7 protein-coding genes are annotated in these 6164 nt (G+C 56.9%); 6 read left to right on the forward strand and 1 reads right to left on the reverse strand.

Annotated features, from left to right (window positions below; translation table 11 throughout):
• On the reverse strand, window positions 1–383 hold a 383-nt coding region (locus tag H1Y01_RS01495; RefSeq protein ID WP_257644402.1), incomplete at its 3' end, for a S4 domain-containing protein.
• Window positions 384–693: 310 nt separating this feature from the next.
• Between H1Y01_RS01495 and H1Y01_RS01500 the strand changes: the two genes are divergently transcribed.
• From H1Y01_RS01500 to H1Y01_RS01525, 6 genes are all read left to right on the forward strand, one after another.
• Window positions 694–897 (forward strand): hypothetical protein, encoded by a 204-nt coding sequence (locus tag H1Y01_RS01500; protein ID WP_180538327.1) that lies wholly within the window; start codon window positions 694–696, stop codon window positions 895–897.
• Window positions 898–956: 59 nt separating this feature from the next.
• Window positions 957–2855: a hypothetical protein gene (locus H1Y01_RS01505; protein ID WP_180538328.1), complete on the forward strand. Its 1899-nt coding sequence runs from the start codon at window positions 957–959 to the stop codon at window positions 2853–2855.
• Window positions 2856–3025: 170 nt separating this feature from the next.
• Window positions 3026–4153: a hypothetical protein gene (locus H1Y01_RS01510; protein ID WP_180538329.1), complete on the forward strand. Its 1128-nt coding sequence runs from the start codon at window positions 3026–3028 to the stop codon at window positions 4151–4153.
• Window positions 4154–4481: 328 nt separating this feature from the next.
• The gene (locus H1Y01_RS01515) at window positions 4482–5021 is read left to right on the forward strand and encodes a hypothetical protein (protein ID WP_180538330.1); all 540 of its coding nucleotides are present in this window, start codon (window positions 4482–4484) and stop codon (window positions 5019–5021) included.
• A gap of 43 nt (window positions 5022–5064) precedes the next feature.
• On the forward strand, window positions 5065–5964 hold the full coding sequence (locus tag H1Y01_RS01520) for a hypothetical protein (RefSeq protein WP_180538331.1): 900 nt from the start codon (window positions 5065–5067) through the stop codon (window positions 5962–5964).
• 44 nt (window positions 5965–6008) lie between these two features.
• Window positions 6009–6164, forward strand: a 156-nt coding sequence (locus H1Y01_RS01525) for an SDR family NAD(P)-dependent oxidoreductase (protein WP_180538332.1), incomplete at its 3' end; no start/stop codon positions are given.

The raw sequence follows: 6164 nt of genomic DNA on the forward strand, positions 1-6164 counted from the left end.
CGATCTTCGCCGCCTGCGATTGATAACTGCGAGAACCGGTGCAGTAGCGCATTCACCAGCGTCCCCGAGTGATTCCCCGCCCCCGCGTGGACCACCATGCCCGCGGGCTTGTCGATCGCGACTAAGCTTTCGTCCTCATACAAGATCGTGAGCGGGATATCTTCGGCTTCGGCGCGCAACGGCGCGGCAGCAGCGGGCGAGACCGCGACGCGATCCCCGGAACGCACCGTGTACGAAGGCTTCTGCTCCCGCCCGTCCACCAACACGCGTGCCGCGCGAATCCACTCTTGAATGCGCGACCGGCTGAACTCGGGCAGATGCTCCTGGAGGAACTGGTCGAGGCGCTTGCCCTGATCGGCCGCTCCCGCTGTGATCTCGGTCAATGCGATCAGGTTACACTTCGGCGGCTGGTAGCGCGCCGGGGAATGTAGTTCGGCCTTTGCTCAGCACACCGGCCATTCCGGCGTCGGGCACCGAGTGACGATAGACGGGTCCCAAACGCCCGAGCTGGTTACCGACGCGGAAGCTTACAACGTTTGGTTCATAGCTTTAGCCGAAATCGAATAACTCGACGCCCGCAGCGGCCCGTAGGTTCGGGACAAACTCTCCCCGTTAACGCTTGGCGCGCCGGATTCGGCGGTCATTACAGGGGCTCTCGCCGCGTTCAAACAAGAGTTCGACAAGATCATGGCAATGCGTCTTCAGCTATCCACGGGGACCTCGTCGGAAGCGGTTGGTCAGACCGCCGACCAACTGCGGACTGAGGAAGACAGCCTTGTCGCCACAACCCGGCAGACTCTCGAAACCGGCATGTCCCCCGCAGGATGGTCAAGGCTGAATACCTACGTCACGGTTCACGTCAAGTCCAGAATCAAGATCTACGTCGTCCAGCACTAAGGCAGCCTTCTGGAGGAGCGATTCTGAGAACCACTTATCGACAAATCACCACTGCCGCCGTGGCGCTGCTAATCGTTGCGGGCTCTGCGCGGGCGCAGCAACAAGCTAAGCTAGTTATATACAACGACGCGATCTACACACCTTCCAACAAAACCGTCACCGCCTCGTCCAGCGCCACGGACGAAAGCATCGGGATGGGTCCTGGAGACCCTTGCAATCACTACAACTATCAGACCTGCAACTACATTACGCCACCGGACGGAGTTGAGACTACGTCTTGCGTGGCGGGCATGGGCACAGACAACGAAATTTTGGTCGGCGAGAGCTTTGGCGAGTATGAGTCGAGCGGCAGCGCGAGCGCGACCTGCTCGTGTATCGGCCCCTTCGGAGGTGGAGACCCGCCCGATTCCGTCGACGTGCCGGGAATTACGGCGCTGCAGGACTACTCAGCGGCGGGCGGCTATGTCTCACCTTTCACGCCTGCCGTGGACACGCCCCAAAATGTGCATTGGCTGATGGTGTACGGGGGTGGTTTGAGCGACGACGGAATGTACAGCACTGGGAACCCGCCACCGACTACTTTGGATAGCCAGCCCATCTCCGGAGGGTGGGCAACCTCTGGCGGCTTTCACTTGGGTGCTCCGAGTTATGTAAGCGATACGCTGGTCCAGTACCCGTACTACGTGGATGCTAGCGCCTCGGTGACCTCGCACACGATTACGATCACTACGCCGGTCGGAACCGCATCTGCGACGTTCACGGTCGGGGATGCGTCTCCTGTTCTAAGTAGCATTTCCCAGAGCTCGTTCCAAGCCGGTTCGAGCTACGCAAACATCGTGATTCAAGGCCAAAACCTCGGAACCGTCTGTCCGACCGTGACAATAACCGGGGGAGGCAGTACAACCTTTACCCCATCGTCATGCTCTGATATCTCAGTCACTGGCACAGTCTCAGTGGACCCGAACGCCGACCCGAGTGCGCCAAGCACTACTTCTGGGAGTGTAAGTGTGACGTCAAACGGCTATGGGCAGGGATGGCAGTCGCAACCTGGCGTTTCGCGCGGCTCGGGGGTCCTCGGTATCAATTTCACGCCACCACCGCCTCCGACTATTTCTGTAACCCTGAACGGCACTGCGGTAGCCGCAAAGTCGACAGTGTACATAAGCCCAGCTCCCGCCTTACCGCTAAGTGCTGTTCTTGTACCCGGACGCGAAGGAGTAAATCTAACAGGAAATGCAAGCTGGTCTATGGTTATCACCTATGCCGCGCCTGGGACTGAGAACTACAGCTGTACCCTAACAGCTACTACGGCGGCGGCCTCAGCATGGAACATAGCCGGGACCTTCGATGGCGACTTCTGCGGCAACCAAGCGACCATCTCGGAGACGTACCAGAATTATACGCAAACGTTCGGTTTCACAATCCTCGGCGAAAACCCGAGCGCTACCGCGGTAAAGTCTGCGCTTGGTACAAGCCCGTGGTTCATCCAGCAACTGGCTAATTCTGAATCACCTGGCTACTTGCAGTTTCTGGGTAATGGTCAGCCGGTCTATGGCCCAGGAAATGGATACGGCATCATGCAGCTCGATTACGAAAACGCACCGTGGGAACTATGGACGTGGACTTCGAACGTTGTTGTAGGACTTGAACAAAATACCGCCAACAATCCGAGGGCCTCCGCACACTGGAGTTCAAGCGTATCCGCCTGGAACTCCTGGAACAGCGCTCATCCAACAGCCCCTGTGTCAATGCAATCGAACCTAAGCGAGGGACCATGCACGTTCAGTTACACGCCGGCAGCTGGCCAGCATCCGTTTTCCGACGCGATTTGGATCAAGATGTATAACAGCGACGCCATGTACTGGTATTTGACATTCTCAAATGGCGCGTGGGTTGTAAACACCACAAATGGATCTTCCTTCGACTATGTATTTCGTGTATGCTCGGCGACTTCGTGAAAGACATAAGGATGGCTATGAGAAAACTCGACGGCGCACGGCGATTAAAGATTGGCATGGTCGCAATTGCCGTATTACTTTGCTCTTCTTTTTTCCTCCCCGCTAGTCCCCTTCAAGAGCAGGCCCTTTACTTTCTTAGCGGCACTTTCAACGGGGGAGGACAGTGGCCTGTGCGACTGTACAAAGTCGACGCTGCGCAGGAGATTGTCACTTTCATCCGCGAGGTAGCGCCTAGCTCTGAGACCGTGATCGCTGATTATGACCATGGCGTCTTGGTCATCGCGTCGCCTCCAAATGCGCCGAATACTCTCGATACTGTCTTCATGGATTCACCGTCTAAGTTAAGTCGTGAATCTCTCTCTTACGACGCCAAGAAGTTTCTTCCAGAAAGCATCTTCGAGCTAAATATCGCGATGAAAGGCCCGGTCGTGGCCCTCGCGCTCGGGCAAATGTGGAGGCAGATCGACCCACAGCCGGCAACGCGCCTCCTAGGCGTCGCGGTCGCGTCAAGTGATGACAGCCCGTTTGAAGTTCCTTGGAACTCGTTAGAGGGGGTCCGCACCTCTGGGTACGTCGGCGGGGAACTTCCGGTGGATAATCAGTACGTTCCGGAAGTCCGCGGAAATCCGCTGCACATCATCATTGATGACCCTAACGGCGTGTCGACGGGAATTCCGCGGCCGGCGTACTTGAAACCGGTGGACGAGTTTTCCGATAGCTACCGTCTATTTGCCGCTAATGACGAAATCACGGGACTCTTCCCGTTTCTGCCGCCTAATGGTTCCGTGGTTGACATCAAGGTGGGTCCGAACGGCGCCTGGAGCCGAATCGAACTCCCGATGGTAGTCAGTCGCCCGCGCGCTTTTGGTTACTGGATCGCAGCCATCGCGACTGAACCGCGGAACCAAAATGCGTCGGCGTCGGAGCGCAGAACTGAGTACAACGCGGCGGACCTCCGAAATCTGCGAAGCAGCCCCGGCCAAGAAACACGCGCTGGTGAGCGGATAGGAAAACGGGGAACGGTAGACGATCTGTTTTCGTCATCGCAAAGCTTTTACCCAGGCGCCCTGATCGTAATTGATTCGCGGACCAAGGGTATCTTCACGGTAATGACTGGAACAGGCGACAGCGAGGTCGTTCTTGTTACGGATCAGGCCGTCTATTACCGCGCGGATCACTCGTTGTACAAAGCAGACTTTGTTGCCGGCAAGCTAACGAAGGGCTCTCTAATAGCCGGCTCGCCCGAAATAGCGCAGGCGCACTGGGCGTTTCTATCGCCCGCCAAAGCGACTCGGTAAGCGCGGCTCGACGGGAGGAGTGCCGATGATCGATCGCGTTAGAATAATCGATCTTCAGCGCGCAATCTGTCGGGATTCCATAGCGGATAGAGAATCGTGAAAAAAAATCACCTACAGGGGTTTCCGACTCGCGATTAGCGCCACCGTGTTAGCGCTTCCATCGTCTGCGGCATCCGATGCCGATAAATACTGTGAAGTTACAGATCCCATATTCTTTTACGGCGGCCCTGCTCAGACAGCGGCGAATATGCTATGGTCGACTCCATCAAAGTATGAAGCCGCGACCAATGAATTGCACGAGCTTATGACAAAGAGTACTTTGAGCGCCGTGGCGTCTGATCGCCCATCATCGGAAACGATACAGAAGACAATCGAAGGGCTGCAAGGACGATTGAGGCTCAACGCTTTTAACGAATCTTTCGATGTCCCCTTCGCCGATTTACGCGATGTCGCCAAGTTCAAGACTCTGTTCCTCGCCGTTTCGATAATGCGTGGCGGCATGGACATTCCTCAGAATGTCTCGTGGCTGCAATACTACTCGAGGAGAGCGGCCCCTACGATGGATCCGATCTTCTCGGTTGCGAATCTCAAAACCGCTGCTGCGAGTGAGGCGCGGTATCTGACTTGGGGCAGAACAATCGGTGATGGATATGCCGTGTGCAAAGTTCGCGGATACGTTTTCGACGGAGAGTCCGTGCGGACGTTCTACTTGCGCGATGATTTATGGGGCGGAGTGATTTCGGTTGATGGAAACCACGTCAGCATAACCTTTAACGAGGTAAGTTCGCCGCTCGCGCTGGAAAGCTTCATCTGCGAAACTCTTGAATCCGGGCAACCGGGATTCGAATGGTATCGCGGGAGTACTTGACGGAACGCCCTACCGAAGCCGGTCAAAGCAAAAGAGCGACCAGATGAATCCAATTCTCGCGCTCACGATCTTTGTTGCGGCAGCGGCCACCTGCCACGCTTACGAGCCCGGCGAATTTGCCGCGGAGTATCACGCTCTCGACCGCGTCGCCGGCGCGGCTCTTCGCTCGCCCGCCGAGCTCCCGAGAGTGGTCGCCGTTTTGGGCTCCGTGCTCCTCGGCAAGCCTAGCGACACGATCGGGGACTTTAGGCAATTGACTGATCTCGGGACAGATGGAATGGCAAGACTACATCTCGCTGAAGCTGAGTCGCGGTGCTACGCGGCAGAGAAGTTAGGCGAGACGGGTTCTCAGCCGGCGTCGGAAATCTTAAGCAAGTTCCGACTGGAGGATGCTCCCTCAGATAGGCGCTACTATCTACTCGGCTGCGTAACCGTCGGTCTAAAGGAGATTGGTGAGCGCGCGGCAGGGGATAATGCGGAAGATAAAATTAGGTTTGCCCGGGGCGTTCTAAACGAGCATTCGTATAAGGGCGATGTCGAGGATTTGGTTTATGGGTGGGCCATCAACCGGCTGTGCGATCTTGGGTCTTCTTCCGATTTTCCCTTGATTGAAAGCTCGATGAATGCAATTCACAATGATTGGTGGGGCAAGTCCGAGCTTGAGTTCTGCCGGGATCGTATCGCTGTGTTGGCCCGCGATCCAGACCGCACCAAAGCCTTAGGTACTGTGCTCTTACCCGCGGGTCACGTGGAGGACTCGCGCATTCACGGATGGGCGATCTATCAACTTGTCGCGATGCACTCGGCAGACGCTGACCGGGCCCTCACGCGCTACTTCGCTGAGGTCGACAAGCTCGATAGAGACAACCCCCTGCACTACGAGGCGGTCTGGCAGGCTCAAGACGTGAACGAGGCTTGGAAGGCCTACGGGAGACACTACTAGAATCCGTATCCAGTCCGCGCTCACGCTACACTTCGGTTCGTAGCATGACCCCTTCCTCGAACAACCTCGCCGGAAAGAAAGCGCTCGTCACCGGAGCCAGTAAAGGCGTGGGCCGCGGTATCGCCATCGAACTCGCGCGGCAAGGCTGCGACGTCGCCGTCAATTACAACGGCGACCGCAAAGGCGCGGAGGAAACGGCC

The organism is Nevskia soli, from assembly GCF_903970205.1.
In the GTDB taxonomy this organism is placed as follows: Bacteria; Acidobacteriota; Terriglobia; order Bryobacterales; family Bryobacteraceae; genus Bog-113.

What these genes read in the sequence shown, in the direction of transcription:
- H1Y01_RS01500 (WP_180538327.1), top strand. Translation starts at nt 694, where the DNA reads ATGCGTCTTCAGCTATCCACGGGGACCTCGTCGGAAGCGGTTGGTCAG.
- H1Y01_RS01520 (WP_180538331.1), top strand. Translation starts at nt 5,065, where the DNA reads ATGAATCCAATTCTCGCGCTCACGATCTTTGTTGCGGCAGCGGCCACC.